20 protein-coding genes are annotated in these 25896 nt (G+C 47.8%); 7 read left to right on the top strand and 13 right to left on the bottom strand.

Annotated elements, in window-relative coordinates; translation table 11 throughout:
• Positions 1-468: 468 nt before the first annotated feature.
• The 8 genes from HMPREF0980_RS08145 to HMPREF0980_RS08105 all read right to left on the bottom strand — a co-directional run bounded on the left by HMPREF0980_RS08145 (position 469) and on the right by HMPREF0980_RS08105 (position 9807).
• A complete protein-coding gene (locus HMPREF0980_RS08145; protein WP_198146213.1) occupies positions 469-1554 on the bottom strand; it encodes an alcohol dehydrogenase catalytic domain-containing protein in 1086 nt (361 codons plus the stop codon).
• Between the two features lie 27 nt (positions 1555-1581).
• The gene (locus tag HMPREF0980_RS08140) at positions 1582-3090 is read right to left on the bottom strand and encodes an FGGY-family carbohydrate kinase (RefSeq protein WP_049728648.1); all 1509 of its coding nucleotides are present in this window, start codon (positions 3088-3090) and stop codon (positions 1582-1584) included.
• Positions 3091-3114: 24 nt separating this feature from the next.
• A complete protein-coding gene (locus tag HMPREF0980_RS08135; protein WP_049728647.1) occupies positions 3115-3984 on the bottom strand; it encodes an L-ribulose-5-phosphate 3-epimerase in 870 nt (289 codons plus the stop codon).
• A 191-nt stretch (positions 3985-4175) separates the two neighbouring features.
• Positions 4176-5321, bottom strand: coding sequence for a response regulator (locus tag HMPREF0980_RS19450; protein ID WP_049728646.1), 1146 nt, complete (start codon positions 5319-5321; stop codon positions 4176-4178).
• A gap of 29 nt (positions 5322-5350) precedes the next feature.
• On the bottom strand, positions 5351-6217 hold the full coding sequence (locus HMPREF0980_RS19445; RefSeq protein ID WP_242847365.1) for an MCP four helix bundle domain-containing protein: 867 nt from the start codon (positions 6215-6217) through the stop codon (positions 5351-5353).
• Positions 6218-6425: 208 nt separating this feature from the next.
• A complete protein-coding gene (locus HMPREF0980_RS08115) occupies positions 6426-7853 on the bottom strand; it encodes a GntR family transcriptional regulator (protein ID WP_242847392.1) in 1428 nt (475 codons plus the stop codon).
• A 54-nt stretch (positions 7854-7907) separates the two neighbouring features.
• A complete protein-coding gene (locus tag HMPREF0980_RS08110; RefSeq protein ID WP_049728643.1) occupies positions 7908-8600 on the bottom strand; it encodes an L-ribulose-5-phosphate 4-epimerase in 693 nt (230 codons plus the stop codon).
• 79 nt (positions 8601-8679) lie between these two features.
• Positions 8680-9807 (bottom strand): Fic family protein, encoded by a 1128-nt coding sequence (locus HMPREF0980_RS08105; protein WP_049728642.1) that lies wholly within the window; start codon positions 9805-9807, stop codon positions 8680-8682.
• Positions 9808-10068: 261 nt separating this feature from the next.
• Here HMPREF0980_RS08105 and HMPREF0980_RS08100 point away from each other — a divergent pair, with 261 nt between their 5' ends.
• The 3 genes from HMPREF0980_RS08100 (at position 10069) to HMPREF0980_RS08090 (ending at position 13842) form a co-directional block, all read left to right on the top strand.
• On the top strand, positions 10069-11337 hold the full coding sequence (locus HMPREF0980_RS08100; RefSeq protein WP_049728641.1) for an amidohydrolase family protein: 1269 nt from the start codon (positions 10069-10071) through the stop codon (positions 11335-11337).
• Between the two features lie 44 nt (positions 11338-11381).
• Positions 11382-12692 (top strand): MFS transporter, encoded by a 1311-nt coding sequence (locus HMPREF0980_RS08095; RefSeq protein ID WP_049728640.1) that lies wholly within the window; start codon positions 11382-11384, stop codon positions 12690-12692.
• 64 nt (positions 12693-12756) lie between these two features.
• The gene (locus tag HMPREF0980_RS08090; RefSeq protein ID WP_049728639.1) at positions 12757-13842 is read left to right on the top strand and encodes a M24 family metallopeptidase; all 1086 of its coding nucleotides are present in this window, start codon (positions 12757-12759) and stop codon (positions 13840-13842) included.
• 57 nt (positions 13843-13899) lie between these two features.
• Here the strand turns inward: HMPREF0980_RS08090 and HMPREF0980_RS08085 are convergent, their stop codons facing one another.
• A complete protein-coding gene (locus HMPREF0980_RS08085) occupies positions 13900-14778 on the bottom strand; it encodes a LysR family transcriptional regulator (RefSeq protein WP_049728638.1) in 879 nt (292 codons plus the stop codon).
• Positions 14779-14904: 126 nt separating this feature from the next.
• On the opposite strand from HMPREF0980_RS08085, the gene HMPREF0980_RS08080 reads away from it, so the two are divergent.
• From HMPREF0980_RS08080 to HMPREF0980_RS08065, 4 genes are all read left to right on the top strand, one after another.
• The gene (locus HMPREF0980_RS08080; RefSeq protein ID WP_049728637.1) at positions 14905-16887 is read left to right on the top strand and encodes an oxidoreductase; all 1983 of its coding nucleotides are present in this window, start codon (positions 14905-14907) and stop codon (positions 16885-16887) included.
• A gap of 25 nt (positions 16888-16912) precedes the next feature.
• On the top strand, positions 16913-18085 hold the full coding sequence (locus HMPREF0980_RS08075; RefSeq protein WP_049728636.1) for an MFS transporter: 1173 nt from the start codon (positions 16913-16915) through the stop codon (positions 18083-18085).
• Positions 18086-18120: 35 nt separating this feature from the next.
• Positions 18121-20076 (top strand): oxidoreductase, encoded by a 1956-nt coding sequence (locus HMPREF0980_RS08070; RefSeq protein ID WP_049728635.1) that lies wholly within the window; start codon positions 18121-18123, stop codon positions 20074-20076.
• 64 nt (positions 20077-20140) lie between these two features.
• On the top strand, positions 20141-21361 hold the full coding sequence (locus tag HMPREF0980_RS08065) for an MFS transporter (protein WP_049728634.1): 1221 nt from the start codon (positions 20141-20143) through the stop codon (positions 21359-21361).
• A gap of 123 nt (positions 21362-21484) precedes the next feature.
• Here HMPREF0980_RS08065 and lysS read toward each other — a convergent pair whose 3' ends face one another.
• The 4 genes from lysS to HMPREF0980_RS08045 form a co-directional block, all read right to left on the bottom strand.
• Positions 21485-23416: a lysine--tRNA ligase gene (lysS, locus tag HMPREF0980_RS08060; RefSeq protein ID WP_049728633.1), complete on the bottom strand. Its 1932-nt coding sequence runs from the start codon at positions 23414-23416 to the stop codon at positions 21485-21487.
• Positions 23417-23455: 39 nt separating this feature from the next.
• Positions 23456-23938, bottom strand: a complete 483-nt coding sequence (greA, locus tag HMPREF0980_RS08055) for a transcription elongation factor GreA (protein ID WP_049728632.1) — start codon at positions 23936-23938, stop codon at positions 23456-23458.
• Positions 23939-24179: 241 nt separating this feature from the next.
• The gene (gene dusB, locus HMPREF0980_RS08050) at positions 24180-25142 is read right to left on the bottom strand and encodes a tRNA dihydrouridine synthase DusB (RefSeq protein WP_049728631.1); all 963 of its coding nucleotides are present in this window, start codon (positions 25140-25142) and stop codon (positions 24180-24182) included.
• A complete protein-coding gene (locus HMPREF0980_RS08045) occupies positions 25120-25893 on the bottom strand; it encodes a type III pantothenate kinase (RefSeq protein WP_049728630.1) in 774 nt (257 codons plus the stop codon). The genes dusB and HMPREF0980_RS08045 overlap by 23 nt, the downstream gene beginning before the upstream one ends.
• Positions 25894-25896: the final 3 nt, after the last annotated feature.

The raw sequence follows: 25896 nt of genomic DNA, 5'->3' as shown, positions 1-25896 counted from the left end.
ACGGGGATGTTGAGATAACATCCCCTGCCTGGTTCCGGCTCTTCTTTCAGCAACGGCATGCACGCCTAGCTGCAATTGCTTGACAACGAACATATTCGCCAGCCTGATTCATCTGGACTAGCAAAACTCTTATCATTCATCTGCTCTTTGTGTTATTCACATTAAGCTTGCGATATTTTATCACTCAACTGACGCAGCCAGCGTTCATCCGCTGGCCAGTAACGTCACACGTCCGCTCACGCCCTTGTTAGTAAAGTAGATAGCGGACGGGGAGCCGGGTGGGAGATGCGCAGGTGTAAGCGGGAGAGGCGGAGAATCCTTTCCGTAGCCCTTATCCTGCGTGATGCAAGCCGCTATCGGCGCGCATTTCGGAGGGTTAGGGATACGTGAAATAGTCGGAGCCTCGTACGCATCGAAGCATCTGCCACCCGGCTCCCCGCCCGCCGCCTAATTTACTTAAACTTACAGTTAAAACTTGAATGCCACTTTAAAGTCGCCGTATTTTCCCGATGCATAGTCGAAGGCCTTCTCCCATTCCTCGATGCGGAACATGCTTGAGACGACACCTTCGGTCTTCAAGTTTCCTTTCATCATATTGTCGATGACAAACGGATAGGCATATGGGCTCAAGTGTGCCCCAAGGATATCCAGCTCCTTCCTGTCTCCGATGATAGACCAGTCGACGGAGGTCTCTGCCCCGAATACGCTGAATTCGACAAAGCGGCCGAGCTTTCTTGTGATGGTCAGGCCCTGGATAACGCTGGATGGATGGCCTGTGGCCTCGATATATACATCACAGCCGTAATCATCAGTCAACGCCTTTATCTCTCTGTCGATATCGCAGTTCCCTGGATTGAACACAAGATCCGCACCGAACTCTTTCGCCTTTTCAAGGCGCGCGTCCTGCATATCCAGTACGATTAATAACTTCGGATTTTTCATCCTTGCATATGTAATCATGCCAAGGCCGAGCGTTCCTGCACCAGATATGACAACGATGTCTTCATTCGTGATGCTTCCTCTGTCTACCGCGTGTTTTGAACACCCATAAGGTTCTACGAGAAGTGCCTGTTCAATGCTCATATCTTCAGGGACACGGCTGATAACACAGTTCTTTGGATATCTCACATACTCCGCCATGCCTCCGTTATTATATGACTGGAAGCCCAGCATATCGTGTGGCTGGCACATCCAATAATGGCCATCCTTACAGAACCGGCATTTTCCACATGGGACAATCTGGTCCGCAATAATTCTGTCTCCCAGTTCATAGCCATCTACATTCTCACCCATTTCCACGATGCGGCCGAAAAATTCATGACCTGGTACAAATGGAGGCTTTACCCACGCCGGCTGTACATCGTCGCCCCAGAACATAGCGGCGCCGTGGCTGCACTTTAAATCGCCGGCACAGATGCCGCACGCTTCTGTCTTAATGATGATATCGTCCGGCCCACAATCCGGTACGGGATATTCTGGTTCAAAGCGGTAGTCGTCTTTGCTGTATGCCACTAGCGCCTTCATCGTTTTTGGAGTACTTCCTTTGTTTGCCATAATGTTTCCACCTTTCATTTTTATATTCTATACCTCGAACCGTCCCCAGACCGTATCAAGCGCCCGGACCACTTCGCGGTACTTTTCATACTTTTTCTGATAAACAGCAGCCCTCTCCCTGTCTGGATATATCCGGTCGGATATATGCACCATATGGTCTGCAGCGTCTTTATAATCTTTGTACACCCCTGCCGCAATCGCCGCAGCCATTCCGCAGCCAAGAGCTCCCAGCTCCTTCGCTTCCACCGTCTCAATCGGCAGTCCTAAACCGTCTGCGAACATCTGCACCCATACTTTAGAATTCACCGCGCCGCCTGCCATACGGATGGCCTCCGGCGGTTTCCTCGAGGACAGGAGGCGCTCGATATGTGTCCGATGGGAATATACCACTCCTTCATAGACTGCTCTGAGCATGTGTGCCTTATCATGATAAGTAGTAAGACCGACAATCGCCCCTTTCCCGAGCGGATGCGCATTGGAGCCATATAGGAACGGAAGGAAATAGACATCGGATTCTTCCGGCTCGATGCTGCTTACCTTTTCATTTACCACATCGTATATCGTCTTCCCGTCCGGTATCCGTTCATCTTCCATGCAGTGTTCTAAAAACCATTCCAGATTTCCCGATGAAGTGGCGCTGCATTCTTCTACCAGATAATATCCCGGTACGGCAAAAAGCGAATTCATCGAAATGCTTCCGTCCAGCACCGGCGTCTCGGAGATGTATTCGTTAATGCTCCATGTTCCGGCTATCGTACACAGCTCTTCTGGTGACATGACGTTGACCGCGACGGCACATGCGTCAATGTCGAACATCCCCCCTGCCACAGGCGTCCCCTCGAGGAGACCGGTCAGCTCCGCCGCCGCTTTCGTCACAGTACCGCACAAATCATACGAATATCTTACCGGCGCCAGTTTGTCGTACACCTCCCCTATGCCGAGCTTTTCCAGTATCGTCCTGTCGAACCTCGCATGCTTCACATCCATGAGACCAGATCCGGAGATGTCTGTCGCTTCACTGTAGGCTTCTCCGGTGAGGCGGAACCGTATGTAATCTTTTACTGAGAATACATACTTCATATTGTCGTATACATCCCTGCGATGCTCCTTAAACCATGCAAGCAGCGACACTTGCTGGCAGGCCATCAGCTCCTGGCACAGCTGTCCGTGCAGCTCATCATATACCCCGTCCTCTCGCCATCTCTTCGGATACTTCCATGCACGGCTGTCGGTCGATATAATCCCGTTGTATGCGGGCTTATCGTTATTTCCCCACGGATATAGGCCTTTTCCATGCCCGCAGACAGCAATTCCAAGCACATCCGCACCGTCTGTCCCCGCCTTACCGAGGGCCCGCCTTACGCAGTCACAGTTCGCCAGCCACAGTTCCTCCATATCACGTTCCGTATAGCCAGACTTCGGAGTTATAACTTTTGTCTGTTTTCCGGCTGCAGCGATTTCCTTACCTTTCAGATCAAAGATAGCCGCTTTCGTGGAAGTGCCGCCGTTATCCAGACCTATTACATACTTTCCCATTCTCAGAACCCCTTTCTGAACTTCTTATGCATTGATATCATCCGGCAAACCGAGAAGATGCCTTGCCTTTTCAAACTGCTCATCAAGAAAAGCCCTGTTAGCCCGCACGATTTCTCTCCAGTTCTCTTCCCCACAGTACCAGAACTCCGCAACATATCTTCTGACTCCCTGCTCATATAGCTTCGCAATAGCCAGAGGGAAATCCACCTGCCCTGTCCCATATGGAATCTCTCTGAATTTTCCAATCACAGTCTCTTTCAGGTGGGCCGCTGCGATGTGCCCTCTTCCGGTATTTATGTCTCCCGCTACATCTTTCGTGGCATTAAAGATATTCCCAATGTCGGGATACACCTGTAGATACGGCGAATTTACTCTCTTTACGCCGTCCATGGCTTTTTCCACCGTGTTCATGAAATCATTTTCCATCGTCTCGATAGCCAGCATTACACCATGAGAAGCAGCAAACATCGTACCCTCTTCCAGATTTCTATAAAATCTTTCTCTTGTGGCCTTATCGCTCGTCTCATCATAATAGCAGTCATACCCCTGCGTCTGTATGATCCGTATGCCCATTTTTCCGGCAAACAGAATCCCTTTGCGCAGAAGCTCGCGAGCCTCTTTTTCCCACTTACTGCTCCCCAACGGATATTTCCGCTGTGCACTGAAGCATATCGTCTCTATAGGGATTCCTGCTCTTTTCTGCGCCTCTAAAAGCTCATATATCCGTTCATCGCTCCAGTCAAGCCGGGACATCCTCATATCCGTTTCATCAATGCTCATTTCTATATAGTCAAAACCGGCCTCTTTTGCCGCCGACAAGCGGTCTTCCCATGAAAGCTCTGCAGGCATGGCTTTCTCATACACCCCGATTCTATATGTATTCTTAAATGTCATGTCCTCCCTCCTTTCTATGTTTTGTGCATTTTATATATTTTAAATGTTTTTACAAGAACAATTATACGATTACTGCACAAAAAAAGCAATGACATTTTTCCACTAAAGTTACTTTTGTAATTTCATGGCAATAAAAAACGGCCAGAACTTGTGTGTGTCACAAAGTTTTGGCCGCCCTGTCGGACGTCTTGTTATCTGATGTCGTGTGGCTGTTGAGCCAGTTCCGGATTTGGTTTAAGAAAAGCTGTTATCGCCTGATAGAGCATATTTACATCGACCGGCTTTGCGATATATCCATTCATGCCGGCTGCATAAGCCGCATCAATATCCTCGTTAAAGGTGTTGGCGGTCATCGCAATAATAGGGATGTTTTTTGCGTCTGGATGGCCGGCGGCACGGATTTTTCTTGTCGCGGTATAGCCATCCATAACCGGCATCTGTACGTCCATAATTATTACGTCATAGGCCCCGGCAGGAGAAGATTCAAACCGTTCCACAGCTTCCAGCCCGTTTACCGCACTATCGATTTCCGCCCCGGTCATGCTTAGCAGCTCAACAGCAATCTCCATGTTCAGCGCATTGTCCTCGACCAAAAGGAAACGTCTTCCCGTGTAATCTATTTCCGGCACTTCCGGCTTATCGGAAGAAGGGTTTGTGCCAAAGACAGATACCAGGACATTATTGAGAGCAGATTCAAACAGTGGTTTAGCAATAAATGCGTCTGCGCCAGCCTGACGTGCCTCTTCCTCGATCTCGCTCCAATCATAGGCTGAAATTATGATAATCAGGGCATCCGAACCAAGCGTTTCACGAATCTTCCGTGTTACTTCCACCCCATCCATACAGGGCATCCGCCAGTCAACAATGCAAACATCGTAACCGGCCCCCGCATCGTGTGCTTCCAAAGCAATCCTGACCGCCTCCTCTCCGGATCTCGTATATTGCGCTGTAATCCCCATGCGTTTCAGTAACATGCCGGCATGGATACAGGCATCTTCCTCGTCATCCACAACCAGCACCTTGAGAGAATCCAACTGGCATGTTCTGTAATCCACGATATCTTCCGGCAAGTCAAACGACAGCTCTACCGTAAAAGTAGTTCCTTCTCCCAACTTACTTTTTACATCAATGGAGCCGCCTAATAAATTCACCAGATTATAGGTAATAGCCATACCCAGGCCTGTTCCTCCATACTTCTGGGATATATGCGTGCCGGCCTGCTCAAAAGGCACGAAAAGACGATTCAAAAAATCCTCGCTCATACCGATTCCCGTATCACTGACAATAAACCGAACAGACACTTTGCCGTTCTGGCACTTCCTTTGTTGGATTTCCAATTGAATCATCCCGCCCTGCGGGGTAAACTTTACTGCATTGAGTTCTTTTCCTGTGCCTTTGCCTGAGAGTCGACAAGAAGAACCACAGATTCTGCCAACTCCTGCATATGAAACAGTTCGTGGTTGACTGTCAGCTTTCCTGCATCAATCTTTGACATATCCAGTACATTATTAATAAGCGACAGCAGATGCCGGGAAGAGTCCTTCTTGGCATTGTTCGCTTTCTGTGCAAGCAGAAGTGCATCTTGCAGCTCGTACCCGCGTGCTTCCAAAGCCTTGACACTTTTTCGCTCTGCTATGTTTGAATATATTGTCAGAAATATAATAAAAGATGCCAGAAGCAGGGCAGTTGCGATAGAGACGACTGAAGTATGCTCAACATTCTTCGTAAGCTCGTATATTCTAGTGTCAGACGAAACGATGATTCTTTCCAGACAATCGTTAAGCGCGTCATAATATGGATAAACGCGTTCATCAATAAAATCCAGGATTTCCTCCTTCGTGTGATTGCGTACAAACAACAGCGCCTCCTCTTGTATGGCAATCAAATCATCCATTGCCTTCCTCAAATTCGTTACATCCTCTGCAGAACCCAGATAATGCTTTCTTATGCTTTCAATCGCCTCGTTCTGCATATCATAGCGCTCTTCAAATAACTCCCGGGCCTTTTCCTCATTTTCAAAACTGGTTGTCAAAAACATACTGACAAACCGTTTCATATCCAGCAGGCGGGAACGCATAGCTCTTGCGGCATTCGTCACCGTATAAGGATGTTCATACATGCTCTGGGCGGTAGCCCTCACGCTGTTCACAGCATAGCTGCTGGCTACAGCGAACAATACGGCTATCGAGCAGATTATAATCGTTGCTTTCGGCAGTTTTGTCTGTTCCTTCAAATCCCAAGACCTCCATTATCACAGTAAGCATCATATATCGTATCGCACACCTTTATCATAATCATCTTTAATAGTATTTACTATAACAGACTAAATGACAAATAGCAAGTTTGCTGATGAAAAAAGCGTCGAAACCTAACGTTCTAGGTTACGACGCTCACGTATCGTATGCAAGGTATGATGCGCTTCCTTTGGACATTGCCCTGGGTTATCTGACTATAAGGCTGGTGGCACCTTTTATGCCCAATTCTTCCAGCCGGGCAGCCGCAAATCGAAGTTCATAAATGAGCAGGTTCTCCAGCTCTGCAGCTAAGCTATCCCAATCGCTGCGCTCCAGACTTTCCTGCAGAGAATTGATATGGGGAAGATAATAGGAATTGATGTCCGCTCTCGATCCATGCATGCTGCGCAGGGGATACCCCCAAAGCAGGAGCTGAAGCAGTTTTTCATATATTTCCCGGATGACCTGATTCGGGGAGTATAGCGGGATGATTTCGAGCGAAGCAAAGATTACGGACTCAAACCGACCGTTTTCTTTGATATATGCCAACCGGTCTTTCCATTCGCCGACCGCGTGTGCATCCTTGATTACTATCTTAGCGCAGGCTTCACACGTCATCGCCAGTATCTGCAGGCTCTGGACAAAATCCAACATCCGTCTTTGAATGACTGGCTGTGTAAAGTCGCAATTCTTCATGCTTTCCTCCATATTTAAAACCTTAGTGCCAACCCCGTTAATAGATTGGATCACGCCTAACTGGTTAAGCATTGTCAGAGTACGGCGTACGGTAATCGCAGAGGCTTTCATATGTTCCGCAATTTCAGCGGGTGCCGGCAAAAAGTCTTCTGGGGTGAAAATGCCTAAACGAAAGCCTTTCAATAAATTAATCGCAATGGAATAACAGCGTTGGGAAGGACTTTGAAATATGTTCCAATCGAAGGGGACAGGTTCTCCGGGCGGATCAATAGTGACTCGGTTTTCGTAAAACCAGCGGGTAGCAGATGCAATCCGCTCCTGGCAGGCTGCTACCGTTTTCCAAAGCCCGTCCCAATCATTCTGGCGGCAGTGACGAATCATATTGAGCAGAGGATTGTCACTGTCCTCAAAAGCCACCAGATTTGACGGCAAGCTGAAAAAGGGGGCCTGGAAAAAGAGATACGCCTGCCATATCAGCCTTAGCAGCAGATCGTTGTTAAGCGATCCATATATCAGCCGAATATGCTGTGCCAAGACATATGGCCTAAGTATGTTGGATCGTGTACAAAGATGTTCTAATTCATCCAACTGCTCTGGCCCGGCATTTTTCAAACCGTACCACTGGATATAACTGAACAGAGGAACAAATGCATGGCACAGGTCCATCACAGCATTTTTACGCAGAGAGAAATACTTTTGGATGTTCCTTTCTAATTCCTCATCCTGAAAGCGAACAGCTACAAAAGCCCCTGCTTTCCTGACCGAAATGATATAGCCGTTCTCCTTTAGCTGACGATAAGCGGCTTTCACCGTATCCAGAGAAACGGAAAACCACTGGCTCACTTCCTCCATCTTTGGTAATGGGTCTTTATACCGATAGGTACCGAATTCAATCTGCGAAGCCAGCAGGCCATATATGATCTGGTGTAATTCCATCACTTTATCCAATAATCTATCCCTCTATTTCGCTACGCCGCTCAACTGTCAACTAGCTTATTTCTTTTGTCCATAGTACGCATTTGCACCGTGTTTTCGATAGTAATGCTTATCCTGCAGATCCTGGGGCGCAGGCTGCACCTGCGGGTTGATCATCTCGCATCGGGCTGCCATCTTCGCGACCTCTTCCAGGACAACGGCATTGTGTACCGCTTCGCCCGCATTGCCGCCCCACGTAAAAGGCCCGTGGTTCTTACAGAGCACGGCAGGCATTGCCATGTATTCCTTTCCTTTGAAGTGCTCTGCTATGAGCAGGCCAGTATTCTTCTCATAGGCCTCTTCTATCTCTTCCCTCGTAAGATTGCGCACACATGGAATCTCCCCGTACATGTAATCTGCATGAGTCGTTCCATAGCAGGGAATCCCTCTCCCTGCCTGAGCCCAGCTGGTCGCCCATTCGGAATGGGTATGTACGATTCCTCCCATATCAGGAAATGCCTTATAGAGTTCAAGGTGAGTCGCCGTGTCCGAAGAAGGATTATATTCCCCCTCAGCTTTATTCCCATCCAGATCCATAACCACCATATCTTCTGCTTTCAGTTTATCGTAATCCACACCGCTCGGTTTAATGACAAACAATCCCTTCTCTCTGTCGATACCACTTACATTCCCCCATGTAAATGTAACGAGCCCATACTTCGGAAGCAGCATATTTGCCTCATACACTTCTTTTTTTAGCGCTTCTAACAAGATGTTCTCCTCCTTTTATCTCGATACTTTTTTATAAAGCTATACTACAATACATGTCCACCGAATACAAGTTCCTTTTCTACCGGATATAGATACTTTTGAATTTATACTTTCCCTTTCCGTGACCAGATACAGGTTCGATAATATCTGCCTGCACAAGTTTTGATATTAACTTCGAAGCACTTGAGTCTTTCAGTTCAAGCAGCTCAGCAACAGCACTTCTTCCAAAGATCTCATCATAGCCATACTCTTCGAGAAGTCTATGAATATGAACGACAGTCTTAGCGGAGAAGTTCTGTGCTTTTTCTGAGAACATCCTCTCAATATCTACTTTTTGTTCTTGAATGTCTACTTTTTGTTCTCCAATGTCTACCTTTCTAGTTTCCTCAAGCTTACATATATGCAGATTGCGATTGTGAAGTTCATTTTTCTCGTTCAAAAGTAGATTTCTAAGGAACATTTCAAGATATTCCGTCGTTTCGTAAATGCCTTTTTGTAAATTTGAGTAGTTCGCACGCACAAGCGCATTTCTAAAATACCACGCATTCTCCGCAAAAATATCATTCGTAGCTGAAAAACCAAGCGTTCTCAGATACTTAATAAAGAATACCGCTGTTGTTCTTGTGTTGCCCTCTCCAAAGATATGGATTTGCCACAGTCTTGAAACAAACACTGTAAGATGGTGAATGATCTCGTTCAGCGAAAGTCCTTTATAGCTAAAGTCCTTTTCCTGTAAAAAATCATATTCAAGTGTGGCTCTCAGTTCAGAAGCACTACCATATATAACGGTTGCTCCGTCCAAGACCCATTCTTTCTTCGTGATATTATAATCTCTTATCTCACCGGCGTGTTTGTATATGCCCTGAAACAGCTTGCGATGAATGGCTATATATTCGTTCGGTGAAAATGAAAATGCAGTTTCAGAAAGTATCTCCGCAATGCGTAAGGATACTTTATCGGCTTCTTCTGTACGATTATCATCCGGTGAATGCTCCGGTCTTTCATCGTAGTAGCTGTAAATAAGGTTCTGAGCTTCCTTTAGTGTAATTATACCCTCAATATTCTGAATGGCGGTATCAATCAAGTATTTAGATGGTTTGAGTCCGTCTACTGCCTGAAGTCCGATTGCCGTACTCCAAGCATATCCTTTGCTGGCTTTATCTGGCTCAGACTCTTTCATGTATTCCTTAAATGGGTCCTTTTTCATATCCACTACCTCATTTTACAATTTATAAAGCTATACTACAATACATGTCCACCGAATACAAGCTCTAATTCTCATCCATCATTCAGGCAGAATTTCAGCACCAATCTTTAAAAAAAGATTGATTGTTAAAAAAATATGTATTCTAATAAAATATTGTTTATGTTATAAAATTATAGAATATAATTTCATATTTATAAAAATTTATTTACAATTATTTTATTTATGTTATAATATTATCAAACTCAATACGGAGGTGATATGATGAAAAAATCACACATGATTTTTTGCGGGAAGCTTTTTGATGGTATCCATGAAGAACTGATGCCGGATATGGAAATTCTGGTGGAAGGCTGTCAGATTACGGCTGTAGGCAAAAACCTTTCCAGACCGAAGGATGCGGACATTATTGATTTAAAGCATCTCACAGTTACGCCGGGAATGATTGATGCACATGTGCATGGCAATCTGATGCGATGGCAGGAGACAGACAATATCCTTTTTCAGTCTGAAGGATATAGCACGCTTGCATTCCTGCATACGGCAGAGCGCTGTCTGGAGAGGGGCTTTACCACAATCAGATGTAACGGGATGGGACCGGCAGGCTACGGCATCGTAGACGCCAGAAATGTAATCGACAGAGGCTTGTTCCCCGCGGCCAGGATGAATGTCGGCGCACATATGCTGGGAGGGCCGGGCATGCCGGGGGATATGAGCATGTATGCATGCACCAATGAACCGCTTTCGGATTATATGCAGATAAAGACAATCGGAAGCGGCAGGGATTTCTTCCGGAATCAGGTACGCAGGGAAGTAAAGTACGGCACTGATTTTATCAAGATCTTCTTGTCAGGCAGTTTCCTGAGCCCGGACGGAGGCCCTGAAATCAGCTATCTGGACGACGAGGAATTACAAATCATCATCCAGACCGCACATGATCTGGGGAAGCCGGTCACGGCGCATGTGTATCCTCCGCGGATGATGAAAAAGCTGCTGGGATTCGGAATCGACGGCATGGAGCACGGAGCGCTCATTGACGAAGAGACCGCCAAAATGTTTGAAAAGCAGGATACATATCTCGTACCAACATTTTCACCATTCCAGGATGTAATCGAAGGAAATGATAATCTCGTCGACAAGAATACGGAAGACAGCCAGATGAAATTGAGAAAATTCGCACCACGGCTGAAAGAGAGCAGGCAGATCATTCGCGACAGTAAGATCCGGCTCGGTTTTGGATCTGATTTCTGTGCGGTCCATCAGCCATACGAGAGCTGGTACGAATACAGAAGCTGGATGCGGTCGGGAATGGGAGCATTCAGAACGTTAAAGGCCGCCACAAGCGTAAATGCAGGGATTTTGAAAATGGACCGCCTGATCGGAACGATTGAACCGGGGAAGCTGGCAGATATTGCCGGATGGCACAGAGACCTGTTAGACGACTGTGACGCATTGAGCGAGTGCGACTTTGTAATGAAAGGCGGCCGCGTCTATCCCACCGCACATATCGTTGTCGACGAGTACACGAGGTAACAGAAGGATTATAGGGAATGTAACCGATATGAAGGAGAAAACATATGGATAACAACGTTGGATATAAAAAGAACAGACCTATTATTTTATTGATAGCACTGGCAGGTATGACTGCCTATCTTCTGCCTTATTTCCGCTACTATTACTATGATGCATATTTAGCATATTTTGGAATCAACGATCTGCAGATGGGCGCTCTTGGCAGCGTATACGGCGCTCTGGCAATCGTAGGATACTGCCTTGGAGGATGGGTGGCCGACCGGGCTCCGCTTAAGATCGTAGTCCCCGGTTCTCTCGTCGTGACCGGCGCGTCAGGGTTGATTCTGCTTACAAAACCGGCATATCCAGTCCATGTCGCTATCTATGCCATATGGGGAATCACCACGATTCTGACATTCTGGAATCCGCTTATGAAGGTTCTGCGGACACTGAGCAGATCCGAGGAGCAGGCCAGAGGCTATGCACTGTTCGACATGGGGCGGGGAATCTTGAATTTCGGGTCAGGCTTACTCATCATGGCTGCATTTACTGCCTTGTGCAGAGTTGTCGGCGACACACGGGGCATGACCGGCCTGATCGTCTTCTACGCACTCGAGGCTATCATAGTAGGCGTCATCTGTTATTTTGCCTTGAGAAACAGACTGCCGGATTTCACAAAGACCGCCAAAGAAAAAGACACCAATTTTGCCCGTGAAGTTCTCAAGGCACTTAAGATGCCGACAACATGGATGCTGGTCATCATCATGTTCACTACGTACGGAGTTATCATCAGCTACACCTATGTCGTGCCTTACTGTACGGCAGCCTTCGGAATGTCCGCGGCACTGGCGGGTATTATGGGATATGCGGCAAACGGATTCCGGTTCGCAGGGTGCTGGATCGGCGGACAGATTGCAGACCGCAAAGGGCTTTCTTCCATGATGCTGGCCGACCTGGTCCTCATGGCGCTTGGGGTGGCAGGACTGCTCGTCACGCCGAAGTCTATGAAATTCATGTGGATGCTCATCATCAGTATCGCAATCCTCTGTATGTTTATGTATTCTGCACAGGCGTTACATTATGCTATAATGGAAGAAGGTAATTATCCGATAGAAACGATGGGGGCTGCCACATTCATCATCACGCCGTTAGGATACGGCGCCGAAAGCATCATGCCTTTATTCAACGGCTGGTGCCTGTCTACCTTTGACGGTATTTCAGGTTATCGTGTCATGTTTACAGGATTCCTCATCCTCATCGCGATAGGTTTTCTTGCATGCATGGGATACAGACATTTTACCAAGGAACGACGTGCGGAGCTTGCCAAGCTGAGAAAGGCAGGGGGAAGCGCCGCTGCAGAAGCAGAAGCAGGCTAATGTCGGAGCCGGCATATCGGTTACTGCATCGGTACATATCTTATTATGAAAAGGAGCAGAAGTTATGATGAACAAGCAAAGATTTGCAAGAGTTGTAGAGAATATGAAGGCATCCGGCCTGAGCCAGATTCTCGTCACAGACGACCCGTCTATTTTTTATCTGACGAAGCGGATCGTCAATCCAATGGAACGCTGCGGCGCCATATTGATTAAGGACAGTGGAGAAGTACATGCATTTATGAATAATCTCTTCTGCTTTGATCCAATTGACGGCATGGTAATGCACTATTACGCAGATGGCGAAAATCCATATGCACTGATTGCGGCAGAGCTTCAGCCGGGCAAAGTCGGCTTTGATAAGAACTGGCCTTCCAAGCATACGATATCCGTCCTGCAGGAACGGGATGACCTTATTCCGGTGCTTGGCTCGGATTGCGTAGACTTATGTAAAAGCCAGAAGGATGAAGAAGAACGGGAGCTATTACGCAAAGCTTCACGAGTCAATGATCTGGCCGTTGGATATGCCATTGATCACATCGACCCATCCCTGGATGAGAAGCAGCTCTCTGATATGATCGAAGAATTTTTTGAAGCGCATGGCGCGGCCAGAGATATACAGCTCCAGTATGTGTGTTACGGCAAGAATGCGGCAGAGCCGCACCATGGGGCCGTGGCAGGGGAAAAGCTAAAAGAGGGCGATGCCGTGCTGTTCGATCTCTGGGCGCCCGTCGATAATTACTGGTGTGACATGACCCGCACCGTATTCTACAAGCGTGTCAGTGATGAGCATAGGAAAGTATACGAAATCGTAAAAGAAGCGCAGCAGGCTGCTATTGATTTTGTAAAACCCGGAGTTAAAATGTGCGACATTGATGCCGTTGCCCGCAAGGTCATCACCGATGCCGGTTACGGAGACTACTTCCTCACCCGTACCGGTCATGGCGTCGGCATGACGGTGCATGAGCCGCCGGAGGCAAGCGCATCCTGCGACCTCATTGCACAGCCGGGCATGTGTTTTTCCATCGAGCCGGGCATCTATCTGAAAGACGACGTCGGTGTCAGAATCGAAGATCTCGTCATCGTAACGGAAGACGGATGTGAAGTGTTGACGAAATACCCGAAAGAGCTGCAGATTGTTGGAAACGACTGAACGTAACAGCCGAAGCAGGGGGCAGAACCGTATTCTACGGCTCTGCCCCTTCATCTGTCACATCCAATCATGAAATTCCTTGATAAAAGCCTTATCAACCGGGCGCAGCTCGTGGTGCCTGCCTGTGGCCAGTATGATTTCCCAATACCAGCCGGCGCTTGTGTCACGTACGAGCTTTATCCCATCTATGGGGGAAGCCTTTTCAGGATATCCGACATAGAATCCTATACCCCGGTTCTCCCGGACCATCTGATACAGAATATTCATGTCCTCTACTTCTGCATACAGAACAGGCTCAAAGCCCTCCGCCTCACAATAATGCTTTAATGTATCATGCCCCTTGTTCTGGGCGCCAAATCCTATGAATTTTTCTTTGCGCATATCTCGGATGGAGAGGGTATCCTTTTCTGACAGCGGATTCAGCGTACTGATCATATAGTATGTGTCTGCGCGGCAAGTCTTATGAATGACAAAGGATTCTAACGATATGGGTGCAATGCAGAACCCGATATCCGCACTTCCGTCCAGCAATGCATTCTCAACACCTAAATCATCCGTCTGGGTAATCAAAAGCTGGGCATCGGTATGATGATTGTAAAAGCTCTGCAGCTGTTCTCCTATCAGCTCCCATGTCATACCACGGGGAATCGCGATTCTGAGCTTCCCGTTATCCCTTGCGATAAAGGCACTCATGTTGTTGTTCAACACCTGGAATTCATCACAGAGATTCTTTGCCATCGGATAGAGATATGTCCCGTATTCCGTAAGCCGCAGCTTGGAATGTCCCCTTATGAATAACGGCACGCCAAGAGAAGCTTCCAGATGCTTGATAATCTTGCTGACAGCCTGCTGGGAAAAGTGCAGTTCCTTTCCTGCCCTTGTAAAGTTCTTGTACTTACATACCGTAACAAAACAGTTCAAATCCTGGATGTCCATAAGAATCCTTTCATGGCAATCCACAACCGATGGTTGTGGAAATACAATATATTGCTCGTGTCACTTTGTTAACATTCCTGATAAAATTTTATCATAGAACACGAGAAAAGGAAAGGAGAAGCACATATGTATAAGATGAAATATCCGAATTTGTTCAAGCCGCTGAAGGTAGGAGATGTCACGCTTCGCAACAGAATCATCAGTGCGCCGCAGGGCTTTCTTCATCTGGACGCAGAAAGCCTGCCGACACAGGCGGCAGCCGCTTTCTATGAAGAAAAAGCCCGTGGAGGGGCAGCGGTCGTTACAATAGGGGAAGGGTATGTAGATACGGTTCATGGTATAGACATACCAAAGGGAATCCACCTGGATACAGATGATTGTATCGGGGGATTGTCACTTCTTGCAGATGCAGTCAACAAACATGGTGCAGTGGCTTCTATGGAGCTGCAGCATGCAGGGATGTATGCGTCAGAGTCTTACGTAAATGGCAATCAGATATATGCGCCGGTTGAGCGCATGGGTGAGGGAACAAAAGCCGGGGCAAGGCTTCACGGAGTCCTGATTCCTGAGATGCCGGAGGAAGTGATCTTGGACACTATAGAGAAGTTTGCACAGGCAGCGCTTCGCTGCAAGCAGGCAGGATTCGGAATGGTGCTCGTGCACGGCGGACATGGATGGCTCCTGAATCAGATGATGTCACCCGTAATCAACACTCGTACCGATAAGTGGGGCGGAAGCCTCGAGAACCGTATGCGTATGCCGATTGCTGTCTGTGACAGAATCCGGGAAGTATGCGGGAGGAATTTCCTTATCGACTTCCGCTTTAGCGCGGCGGATGTATGTAATCCGGGTGGCTACACACCGGAAGACGGAATTGAAATGGCTAAGATGATTGACGGGCATGTGGATTTCATCCATTGTTCCGTTGGAAATCACGAAGTGGAAGAATCCTTCGTGGTCGTTCATCCTTCCATGTTCCTGGAGGATGCATGCAATCTGAAATACGCAAAAGAAGTAAAAAAGCATGTCAAAACACCGGTCGTGGCTGTAGGGGCTTTCTCAGACCCGCAGATGATGGAGGACACGCTTGCAGAAGGAGCGGTGGATGCGATTGCCATGGCACGTGGATTGATCGCAGACCCGGACTTCCCGTTAAAAGCCCGCCAGGGAAAAGATGAAGATATCAACAGGTGTCTCAGGTGCTATCAGTGCTTTTCCGGCCTGTTAGATACAAGGCAGTTCTGCTGTGCCATCAATCCGGTCATCGGACGGGAGCTTGAGAATAAATTTGACACCACCGGATATGACAGGAAAAAGGTACTGGTGGCAGGCGGCGGCATCGGCGGAATGCAGGCGGCGCTGGAAGCAGCAAAGAGACGACACGAAGTAATACTAGTCGAAAAAACGGGCAGGCTTGGAGGTGCGCTCCTTTGCGAGGAAAAGGTGTCATTTAAGAAAAACCTGGACCTCTATCTGGCCGCCCAGGCAAGGAGGGTGATGGAACACCCCGGTATCGAGGTCCGGCTGAATACAGCGGCTACAAAGGAGCTTGCCGAAGAAATCACACCGGATGCCATTATTGCCGCACTGGGGGCACGTCCAGTCATTCCTTCCTTCCTCCCAGGGTATGACAGGCCCAATGTGGCAGGTGCCGAGGAGGTATACTATGATCTGGCAAAAGCCGGGCAGAAGGTCGTGATTCTCGGAGGCGGCCTGGTCGGATGCGAGCTGGGCATCCATCTTGCGCTCAATGGAAGAAGAGTAACGATACTTGAAATGGCCTCTGCCCCGAATTTCTCAGGAAATATGCTGCATGGTGAGGCAGTGACTGCTCAAATCGATATTCATGGCATCCGCCTGATGACCGAGACGGAGGCAGTTGAAATCAAAGACGATGGTGTCGCTGCATCTGGACCAGACGGAAAGGTGTTTGTGGAGGCTGATACTGTTATCTATGCAGTTGGTCAGAAATCACTTGAGAATGAGGTGGAAGAGCTTCGCTTCTGCGCACCGGAATTTTATTCTATCGGCGACTGCAGTATGCCGGCTAATATTGCAAAGGCCACGAAAGAAGGATATTATGCGGCTCGTGACATTGGGCGCATATAAGTGTCATACCGAAAGGAGGAGAAAAATGAAGCTGAACAAGAAACTACTGACATTGACAATTTTATTGATTTCCGCAACGGAGATGGGGGCTATGGGAATTGCGCCTTCTCTTGCGTCTATTGCCGCTGACTTTCCCGGCACGCCAATCACTACTATCATGAATATCATGAATTTTCCGGGGATAGCAATGATCATCGTCGCACTTATCACTCCGTCTTTGATTAAAGTGGTTCCCAAAAAAATACTGTGCAATATAGGCGTGCTCTGCTATGCCGCGATAGGACCTTTAGGATACCTGTTCAACAGCAGTGTAGTTCTTCTTTACATGTGGGCAGGTCTGCTTGGCATTGGTTTTGGTCTTCTGATGCCTACGTCCAACGGTCTGATTGCTGACTTCTATGCCGAGGAAGAACGTGGTGGTATTATGGGAATGCAGACGATGTTCACCAATCTTGGAGGCATCTACCTCACCTATGTGGGTGGTATGCTTGCCGCCATCTCCTGGCATATGAATTATTTGGCATATTGCATCGGCTTTATTCCATTTGTTTTGGGATGCCTTGTCATACCGAAGGAGAATATGGAAAAGACCAGGGAAGAGATAAATAAACAAAAAACGCCGATGAATCCAAAAGTATTCATGTATGGAATCTTTATCTTCATCTTCATCGCCACATACGGCGTATTCAACAACAATATGTCATTCCTTATAGAATCCAGAGGAATCGGAGATGCAGCCACCTCAGGGACGGTTACGGCACTCTTCCTTGTGGGAGGCGTTCTGGGTGGAATCATCTTTGGACCTCTGAATAAGAAATTGAATGATTATATGTACTGTGTCGGATTTGGATTCCTTACAGCCGGTTATCTGATCGTATACGCTGCAAGCAGCCTGCCGGTCCTTTTCATAGGAGCTGTTATTTCCGGTATGTCAATCAGTCAGTGTATGCCGCAGTCTCTGCTGGGTGCGACAAACTGTTCCAAGGTAGCGAAGGTCACGGCAGCCTGTATGGTCATCCATGTGGGCGGGCAGCTTGGAACATTTCTCGGAACATACTTTTACACGCCCATCCCGTCAATGTTAAGCGATGCAGTTGACTTCAGGTATGTATTTGCGGGAATGATGGCGGCAGTCATGGTCGTGGTATGCGCAGTATGTATAACGATTGCTAACAAAAAAGAGAAAGCTGCAAAATAATCCCAATTAAACCTGGCACGTAGAAAGGAATAAAAATGGCGGAATTTAATCATTATAAATATGTTTTTGAACCAATTCAGGTTGGGAAAATGACAGTAAAGAACCGGATACAGTTCTCGCCCCTTGTGTGTTCTCTTTCAGGAACAAGCGGGAACGTAACAAGAGAATATCTCGAATTTATAAAAATGCAGGCGGAAACAGGAGTGGGCGTAGTAAATATCGGCGCCACCTCCATTGACCATGATACTGGTACGGACTATGTCGGAGAGCTGGATATTACGGATGATAATAATATTATTGATCTACTGCGGCTATCAGAGGCAGTACACCGCTATGGAGCAAAAATTTCCATTGAAATCGTACATGCCGGGCGCGGGGCCAATCCAGCGCTTTTAAGAGTTCCTGAGGCGATTGCCCCCACCCCCATTCCTGTGACAGACGGAAATACACATATCCGTGAGATGAACTATGCAGATATTGAAAAGATAAAACAACAATATGCAGACTGTGCCGAACGCCTGGTGAAGGCGGATTTTGACATGATGATGATACATGCGGCTCACGGAAACCTGATTGCACAATTTTTATCTCCGCTTTTTAATAAGAGGACCGACCAGTATGGTGGCAGCGAGGAGAACCGCTGGCGTTTTGCGCTGGAAGTATTGGAGGCCATCCGTGACCGTGTGGGAGGCAGGCTGGCGATTGATATGCGTATCAGCGGTGATGAGATCATTCCAGGCGGTATGAGGATAGAAGATACGATCCGTTTCGTCAAAGCAGCCCAAAAATACCTGGATGCAGTACATGTGTCACAGGGTCTGATCATTGAGCCGGCGTATGCATATTATACTATGCCGCCCCTTTATCATCCACACTGCCACAATGTAAAATATGCGCAGGCTATGAAAAGCGATCCTCAAATCACCATCCCGGTTACGACCGTGGGGAGCATTATGACTATTGATGAAGCAGAGGAGATCATCGCTTCAGGAAAGGCAGATATGGTGGCAATGGCAAGACAACTGCTGTGTGATCCGATGACTCTTAAAAACGCATATATGGAACAAAATGAGAGAACAAGACCATGTCTCAGATGCTATGAATGTACGCCTGAGCGCATCTGTCACATCCGTTGTGCAACGAATCCGATGCTCGGCAGGGAAGCGGAGTTTACGGAAGTGCCAATCGCCCGCCAAAGGAAAAAGGTCGTTGTTGCAGGAGGCGGCGTGGCAGGGTGCATGGCAGCCAAAACGCTGGTGGAACGAGGTCATGAGGTCATTCTTTTAGAAAAAGAGGATAAGCTGGGAGGAAAACTCCATGAAATCAGCTGCCTCTCCTATAAGATTGATATGAGGAGACATCTGAGATGGCTGATTGACAGCACAATGTCCTGTGGCGCTAACATACAGTTTCATGTGGTGGCGGATGCGGATTATATCATGTCATTGGAACCGGATGCCGTATTCATAGCGACAGGCTCAACAAGACTCTCTCTTCCTATTCCTGGTATCGACAGGCCGAATGTGCATCATGTGCTGGATGTCGATACGGGAAAAGATGAGACCGGGGATAACGTGGTCGTTTGTGGCGGCGGCCTGTCCGGTATGGAATGTGCGCTTGGACTTGCCATACAGGGGAAAAAAGTGACAGTCGTGGATATGATTCCGGCAGAATCCTTTGCCCGCGAAGCAACACCTCATAACCGCGGGATGCTGCTTGCGCTTCTCGAGCAGTATGGCGTCAAGAAGATAGGAGACAGCAGGGTGTGTGCATTTTCAGACGAAGGTGTGGAAATAGAAGACCGCTGCTGGAGAAGGCAGAGCTTGAAGGCCGACGATATCGTGACTGCCTTTGGTATGAAAAAGGAGGATGCACTGTACAGGCAGTTGAAGCATCTCCTTCCGGAAGTTTATGCTGTCGGAGACTGTGAAATCGTGCGCAATATCAAAAATGCGAACCATCAGGCATTCCACTGGGCACTTGAATGCTGATAGGCAAAAGGAGTTACAGGAGCCCGACGTAAAAGACCGGGTCATCTAAGGAGGAAGAGAGGCTATGAGTAGCGACAGAACAGGAAAAAGGAAGGAAATCATCAGTGTCTTAGTATTGTTGTTTGCCAACTCCTCTGCCGGAGGAGCTGAATGGTGTACCGCTGCGCTGGCGGATATTGCCGCAGTATTCCCAAATGTCCCGTATAGTATCATTACACTGATAAATAACATCCCTAATTTATGTGCGGTTGTTTTTACAGTAGTAGCAGGAGTTTTGGTCAACAGAAAGATTTCTTTGAAACATATGCTGCTGATAGGTATCGGGTGTCACTGTGTCGGAGGTATACTTCCTGCCCTTTTTGGAAATACGAGTATCATACTCGTATTTACCGGGCGATTTGCATTTGGTATCGGCTATGGCCTGATGCAGGGCATCGGAGTGTCTATGAGCTTTAAGCTGATCAAAGATGAGGGCTTAAGGGAGCATGCTATGGGATGGGCTGTTACGGCGCAGTATGCCATGAATATGCTGGCTCAGGTGGTTGTAGGCCATCTGTGTGCCATCCAATGGAATTACTCCTTCTACATCTATGCATGGAGCGCACTTTCGTTTATCGTCGTATGGATTCTTTGTCCCAGTTTCCCGCTTGATAAGGACAGCGGCTCTATGACTGCTGCCGCAGCAACGCAATTGCAGCAGGGAGAATCCATCCTTCAGTCTGTCAAATTACTGCCCTCCACCGTATGGGTATTCACGGGTATCGTGGCAGTTTATATGCTCAGCTATTATCCAATGTTTCTGGCAGTTGCTCCGGTTGTAGCCGGGCGTGGGTTCGGTGATTCTGTTAGCGTGGGCTATGCGATGGTATTTTACAGTGTCGCGACGATTTTAGGCGGAATCATTTTTGGATTTGCGGCCAGGTTTTTCAAACAGTGGACACTGTGTATCTTCATGACAGGTGTGGCGCTGAGTCTGTTAGGTCTATATTTTGCAGGTTCATTTCCTATGGTATGTACGATGCTTTTCATATCCGGAATAACATCCACCGGTATCATACCGGCCTGTATCAACGTATACTACAAGCAGGTGCCTCAGAGCAGGGCATTTCTGGCAACCGGTATAACAGAAGCGGGAGTGAATATTGGAGCTTTCTTAGGGACGCCTTACATTGCACTATTGGAAGGCTTTGGTCAAAATGTGGTTACGACGATGTTGATCTCACCGGTTATATTGATCGTATTGGGCATCGTGTCGGTAAGCTTCAGTAAGAGAGTGATAAATTAACGTTATAATGCAGTTAAGGGCAGAAACCTGGAAATCCAGTTCTGCCCTTTCCTTTGTTTATTTTAATATAGCTCCGCTCGTCTCATCATGCAACTGGTTCTTCATAAGTTGGTAAAAAGCCTCTTAGTATAGCTTTGCACCTGCCGGGATCCTGTCATCCACCACCAGAAGATTCAAGCCTTCTCTTCCATCTTCCTCATGAACTGCTGAAATCAGCATACCACAGGAATCAATCCCCATCATCGGCCTTGGCGGCAGATTCGTAATTGCGATGCAAGTTTTCCCAACCAGTTCTTCCGGCTCATAATATTCGTGAATACCGCTTAAAATCACGCGCTCTGTGTCTGTTCCGTCATCTAAGACGAACTTCAAAAGCTTCTTGCTCTTCGGAACCGCTTCACAGGCTTTTACCTTTACAGCTCTATAATCAGACTTTGCAAATGTCTCAAAATCCACAAATTCTTCAAACAATGGCTCGATTTTAACATTAGAAAAGTCAATCGCTTCTGCTGCTTTTTCTTCTACCTTTGCAACAGGCTTTTCTGTCTTTTTCCCAGTATCAGAACCGCCGATGCTCTTCATCGTCGGGAACAGCAGCACATCTCTGATTGCAGACGCATCCGTCATAAGCATGCACATCCGGTCAATTCCAAATCCGATACCTCCGGTAGGCGGCATGCCAATCTCAAGCGCATTGAGGAAGTCCTCATCTGTCGTGTTGGCTTCTTCATCGCCCTGTGCGAGCAGCTCTTCCTGTGCGCGGAACCGCTCTCTCTGGTCAAGCGGGTCATTGAGCTCTGAGTAGGCATTTGCCATCTCCCATCCATTCATAAAGAACTCAAACCGTTCTACGTATTCCGGATTCTCCGGCTTCTTCTTCGTGAGCGGCGATATCTCAATCGGATGATCCATAACGAATGTCGGCTGAATGAGATGCTCTTCCGCAAATTCTTCGAAGAACAAGCTTAGGATATCGCCCTTCTTATGCCTGTCCTCATATTCGACATGATGCTTGTCGGCTAATGCTCTGGCCTCCTCCAATGTCTGTACTTCGTTCCAGTCCACTCCGGCATACTTTTTCACTGCGTCAATCATCGTGATTCTCTCGAACGGCTTGCCGAGATCCATCTCTACCCCATTGTACACGATTGTCGTCGTACCGAGCACCTCCTGTGCCACGTGGCGGTAAAGGTTCTCCGTAAGATCCATCATTCCGTTGTAATCGGTATATGCCTGATATAATTCCATGAGTGTAAACTCAGGGTTGTGTCTCGTATCAAGCCCTTCGTTGCGGAATACACGTCCGATCTCATATACTTTCTCGAGACCACCTACGATAAGGCGCTTTAAGTAAAGTTCCAGGGAAATCCGCAGCTTGAAGTCTTCGCTGAGCGCGTTAAAATGCGTCTCAAACGGCCTGGCCGCAGCACCTCCGGCATTGCTGACGAGCATCGGCGTCTCTACTTCGAGAAAGCCCTGGCCGTCCAGATATCTCCTGATTGCGCTTATAATATGGGAGCGCTTGATGAAGGTATCTCTTACTTCCGGATTCATAATCAAATCCACATATCTCTGGCGGTAACGTATATCTGTATTCGTAAGCCCGTGGAATTTCTCAGGAAGAATCTGCAGGCTCTTGGACAGAAGCTTTACTGCAGACGCATGTATGGAGATTTCCCCGGTCTTCGTCTTAAACACTTCTCCTTCCAGCCCTACGATATCGCCGATGTCAAGCTTCTTGAACTCTTTGTACGCCTCTTCGCCCAGGCTGTCTCTTGCCACGTATGACTGGATGCCTCCGCTCTGATCGAGCACGTTGCAGAAGGAAGCCTTGCCCATGACACGCTTCTGCATGACACGTCCGGCTACGGATACGTGCTTCCCTTCCATCTCGTCATAGTGTTCCTTTATATCCCTGGCATGGGCTGTTGCCTCATAGCGCATAACCTGGTATGGATCTTTTCCATTATCCTGAAGCTCTTTTAACTTTTCGCGGCGGACCTTCCTTAATTGGTTTAAATCCGGCTCCTGTGTATTTCCCTGCTGTTTGGACACGTTACCCTCTCCTTTCCGTTTGAACAGGTCTCTTAAGTGCTACATAGACCGGCTGATTTCAAGAATCTTGTATGCCATCTCTCCTGCCTGCGTTTCTACCGTCACGGTCTCTCCTACCTTCTTGCCCATCAGAGCCTGGCCAACCGGTGATTCATTGGATATCTTGCCTTCCAGGCTGTTTGCCTCGGTAGAACCTACTATTTTAAATTCCATCTCTTCATCAAATGTTTTATCGAATACCTTTACAGCACAGCCGACATTAATCTTATCGAAATCCACTTCATCTTCCACGACGACTTCTGCATTCTTTAATATGCCTTCCAGCTCTTCGATACGGGCTTCGATATCCCTCTGCTCGTCCTTGGCCGCATCGTATTCCGCATTCTCAGACAAATCTCCCTGCTCTCTTGCCTCTTTGATTTTGCCTGCTACTTCCTTCCGCTTTACAACCTTTAAGTTCTCAAGTTCGTCTTCCAGTGCCTTCAGGCCTGCATAAGTAAGTAATTTTTTCTTTGCTTCCATGTCTCTCTTCTCCTTAATATACACAGATTTCTGTCTCTATTCTTTCACAGGTCTTCCTGTATCGTCCTCGCTGCGCTGTCTGTATCGAAAAGATACTTTCACAATTTCATTATTATACATAATCAGCCGGCTAATGTCAATCATTTTTCGATATGAGAAATTATCTTACGTTTTACAGAAAAGCCCCGCCTCACATATTGGTTAAGTATATGTAGGACAAGGCTCTTTTATTATCTCAATTTTATCCAGCAATCCGGTCTGCCAGCAGATGTTCCAGCTCCTCATACGACTCTACACGGTTTATCATCGCTCTCAGCTTTGAAGACCCTTTCATCCCCTTCGTATACCATGCCACATGCTTTCTCATCTCCCGGATTCCGAGGAAATCTCCCTTGTATTCCATCTGCATCCTGGCATGTGCAAGCATGGTCCGCCTTACTTCTTCTGCCGTAGGGCGCGGCGGGCATTCGCCACGCAGGGCATACTCTCTTAGCTCCCTGAAAATCCACGGATTCCCCTGGGCCGCCCTGCCTATCATAACCATGTCGCATCCGGTCTGTTCCTGCATGGCCGATGCCGACTCGCCCGAGACTACATCGCCGTTTCCAATGACAGGGATGGAGACCGCCTCCTTCACCCTTCGGATAATATCCCAGTCTGCCTTTCCAGAATAGTATTGTTCTCTCGTCCTGCCGTGCACAGCTACCGCCGCAGCGCCCGCTTCTTCAATGACCCTTGCGATTTCTACCGCATTGGCATGTTCCTCATCAAACCCTTTCCGGATTTTGACCGTAACTGGTTTGCTTATGGCTTTCACAGTCTTATACACGATATCATACACGAGGCCCGGCTCTTTCATCAGTGCAGAGCCTTCCCCGTTCTTGACTACTTTCGGTACCGGACATCCCATATTGATATCCAGTATCTGAAACGGAAGTTCTTCCATCTGTTTCGCGATCTCGCTCATGATGTAAGGGTCCGAGCCAAACAGCTGCAGCGATACCGGATATTCTTCCGGGTGGATGGCAAGCAGCAGCTTCGTATTTTTATTCTTGTACTGCAAGGCTTTCGCACTGATCATCTCCATACAGAGCAGACCGGCCCCCTGCTTCTTGCACAGCAGACGAAATGGCAGGTCGGTAACTCCTGCCATAGGCGCCAGAATGTATGGATTTTCAAGCTCAACGTTTCCTATTCTTTTCATATATAATCCTCAGTCCTTTCAGCGTCAGCTGTGAATCATAGATATCAATCACATCTGTCTCCGTCGCAATCAGCTTCCCAAGACCTCCTGTTGCCACGACCTTCGCATCTGCATAGCCGGATTCTTCCTTGATCTTATTGACGATATATTCTGTCTGCCCAATCTGTCCATATACAAGTCCGGCCTGCATGCTGGAGATGGTCTCTTTTGCCATGATCGAGTCCGGCTTTTTAATCTCGATTGCCGGAAGCATCGCGGCCTCGCCCCAGAGCGCCTGTGCCGACGTACGGATACCGGGGGCTGTTATGCCGGCCTCGAAGGTTCCGTCCACCCCCACTACGTCATATGTAGTGGCCGTCCCGAAGTCGAGCACGATAACAGGCCCTCCGTGCAGCGTGTAGGCCGCCACCGCATCTACAATCCGGTCCGGTCCCACCTGCCTCGGGTTCTCGGTCACAATTCGGATTCCTGTCTTGATGCCCGCCGAGACTACGACAGGTTTTATGCCAAAGTATTTGATAATAGAGCTTCCGAGCGAATGCATAATGTCAGGCACGACAGAAGCGATAATGACCGCGCTGATATCCGCGCTCAAAATCCCCTGACGTTCTACCAGCTCTTTCAGCGTTATCCCATACTCGTCTGATGTGCGCGGCAGCTTCGTAGTCATACGGAACGTCCCGAGCAGCTCATCGCCTTTAAATACACCAAGTGTAATATTCGTGTTTCCTACATCTATAACAAGTAACATATC

Origin of the sequence: Dorea sp. D27 (assembly GCF_001185345.1) — a bacterium.
GTDB lineage: Bacteria > Bacillota > Clostridia > Lachnospirales > Lachnospiraceae > Extibacter.
The sequence above is the reverse complement of the archived record's forward strand: the minus strand, read 5'-3'. Positions and strand labels throughout refer to the sequence as shown.

Excerpts from the sequence above, each read along its gene's own strand:
- HMPREF0980_RS08095 (WP_049728640.1), top strand. The coding sequence starts at position 11,382 with ATGGATAACAACGTTGGATATAAAAAGAACAGACCTATTATTTTATTG.
- HMPREF0980_RS08145 (WP_198146213.1), bottom strand. The coding sequence starts at position 1,554 with ATGGCAAACAAAGGAAGTACTCCAAAAACGATGAAGGCGCTAGTGGCA.
- HMPREF0980_RS08045 (WP_049728630.1), bottom strand. The coding sequence starts at position 25,893 with ATGTTACTTGTTATAGATGTAGGAAACACGAATATTACACTTGGTGTA.
- HMPREF0980_RS08135 (WP_049728647.1), bottom strand. The coding sequence starts at position 3,984 with ATGACATTTAAGAATACATATAGAATCGGGGTGTATGAGAAAGCCATG.
- HMPREF0980_RS08085 (WP_049728638.1), bottom strand. The coding sequence starts at position 14,778 with ATGGACATCCAGGATTTGAACTGTTTTGTTACGGTATGTAAGTACAAG.
- greA (WP_049728632.1), bottom strand. The coding sequence starts at position 23,938 with ATGGAAGCAAAGAAAAAATTACTTACTTATGCAGGCCTGAAGGCACTG.
- HMPREF0980_RS08105 (WP_049728642.1), bottom strand. The coding sequence starts at position 9,807 with ATGAAAAAGGACCCATTTAAGGAATACATGAAAGAGTCTGAGCCAGAT.
- HMPREF0980_RS08065 (WP_049728634.1), top strand. The coding sequence starts at position 20,141 with ATGAGTAGCGACAGAACAGGAAAAAGGAAGGAAATCATCAGTGTCTTA.
- HMPREF0980_RS08075 (WP_049728636.1), top strand. The coding sequence starts at position 16,913 with ATGAAGCTGAACAAGAAACTACTGACATTGACAATTTTATTGATTTCC.
- dusB (WP_049728631.1), bottom strand. The coding sequence starts at position 25,142 with ATGAAAAGAATAGGAAACGTTGAGCTTGAAAATCCATACATTCTGGCG.
- HMPREF0980_RS08070 (WP_049728635.1), top strand. The coding sequence starts at position 18,121 with ATGGCGGAATTTAATCATTATAAATATGTTTTTGAACCAATTCAGGTT.
- HMPREF0980_RS08100 (WP_049728641.1), top strand. The coding sequence starts at position 10,069 with ATGAAAAAATCACACATGATTTTTTGCGGGAAGCTTTTTGATGGTATC.
- HMPREF0980_RS08140 (WP_049728648.1), bottom strand. The coding sequence starts at position 3,090 with ATGGGAAAGTATGTAATAGGTCTGGATAACGGCGGCACTTCCACGAAA.
- HMPREF0980_RS08080 (WP_049728637.1), top strand. The coding sequence starts at position 14,905 with ATGTATAAGATGAAATATCCGAATTTGTTCAAGCCGCTGAAGGTAGGA.
- HMPREF0980_RS08090 (WP_049728639.1), top strand. The coding sequence starts at position 12,757 with ATGATGAACAAGCAAAGATTTGCAAGAGTTGTAGAGAATATGAAGGCA.